Source organism: Cytobacillus kochii, assembly GCF_020171845.1.
In the GTDB taxonomy this organism is placed as follows: Bacteria; Bacillota; Bacilli; order Bacillales; family Cytobacillaceae; genus Cytobacillus; species Cytobacillus kochii.
The window spans coordinates 1-1,672 of record NZ_JAIVAM010000036.1 but is presented as its reverse complement, the minus strand read 5'-3'; the positions used below and the strand labels follow the sequence as shown (position 1 = coordinate 1,672).

The 1,672-nt window shown below is 36.3% G+C and carries 1 protein-coding gene; it reads left to right on the top strand.

From position 1 onward, the window contains the following. The first annotated feature begins 67 nt into the window (after positions 1-67). A protein-coding gene (locus LCM23_RS25635; protein ID WP_224939358.1) for an IS3 family transposase occupies positions 68-1,626 on the top strand; the annotation gives its coding sequence in 2 pieces (ribosomal slippage) (positions 68-722 and positions 722-1,626; 1,560 coding nt in all). The last annotated feature ends 46 nt before the right edge of the window (positions 1,627-1,672 follow it).

The following is a 1,672-nucleotide window of genomic DNA, read 5'->3' as shown; positions in this document are numbered from 1 at the left end:
TGATATGCTCCCCTCTAGGTAGACAGATAAAAAAATAAAATCTGGCTACTAAAAGGGGAGTATATTTATGTCTAAAAGAGCTCATCCACTCGAAGTTAGGATAGAAGTAATAAATACATTAAAAGATGGTATTTTATCTGTAGCGGAGATAATAAAAAAGTATAAGGTTAGTAGAAGTGCCATTCGAATTTGGAAGTATAAATTTGATATGTATGGATTTGAAGGTCTTAAAGAATCGACATCCTGGAAAACGTACCCGAAGAATTTAAAAATATTAGCCATGAAGGACTACCTATCCGGCCACTATTCTTTAGAGGAAATTGCCAAAAGATATAAAATATCAGATGAGTCTGTCCTCAGGTTATGGTTGAAGAAGTATAATAGTCATAGTGAAATAAAGGATACGTCAAAAGAAAGGACGAGCTCTATGACTAAAGGAAGAAAAACAACTTGGAAGGAACGAATTCAAGTTGTACTTGATTGCTTGGGGAACGGAAAAGATTATCAGAAGACAGCTGACACTTTTCAAGTGTCTTACCAACAAGTCTATACATGGGTTAAAAAATATGAAGAAAGTGGAGAGGAAGGTCTTCAAGACAAACGAGGGAGGAATAAAACAGAAATTGAGTTAACACCAGAAGAAAAAATGAAACTCGAAATGAAAAAGCTAGCACAAGAAAATGAACGATTACGTGCAGAGAACTTATTCTTAAAAAAGTTGGAGGAACTCGAAAGGAGGCGGAAATAAGCAGGATTCGATTTAAAGATAAGTATGTCGCCATACAGGAACTACATAAGAAAGAGAATCTAAGCATAGTTCTTCTGTGTGATATCGCGGGCGTCACTCGGAGCGCTTATTATAAATGGCTAAGACGTCAACCGACTTCCCAAGAGATTCTGAATGAAGCTATTATGAAAGAGATGAAAATCCTCCATATACAAATGAAGGGGATTTTCGGCTATCGCCAAATGACTCTTCATTTGAATAGAAAATTTAATAAGCCACTGAATCATAAGAGAATCTATCGATTAATGAAAGTGGCTCAATTACGCTCGGTGATTCGAGTGAAGAAAAAACGATATAAACGTTCTATCCCCCAATATGTCACGGAAAATATATTAAATCGTGAGTTTACAGCTAATAAGCCGAATGAAAAATGGGTCACGGATGTCACAGAATTTAAATATGGTTCCTCCCAAAAAGCTTATTTAAGTGCCATTCGTGATCTCTATGATGGTTCTATTATTAGTTATGTTCTCGGGCATTCTAATAACAATGAACTGGTGTTCGATACACTTGACCTGGCGACAAAGCATTTAAAGGGAAAGGAGCCTCTCATTCATAGCGACCGTGGTTATCAATACACCTCCTATGGATTTAAAAGTAGGATAAAAAAGTTAAAAATGACTCATAGTATGTCTCGCGTTGGGCGATGTATCGATAATGGACCTATGGAATCCTTTTGGGGAACACTGAAATGTGAGAAATATTATTTACATAAATTTATGACCTATGAGGAACTTTCCAATGCCATAACGGAGTATATTCACTTCTATAATCATAATCGATACCAAAAACGACTAAACGGCTATAGCCCTATGGAATATAGAGCTATAGCCGCTTAGGTAACTTTTTATTATTTCCACTGTCTACTTGACAGGGGGCTGTTCA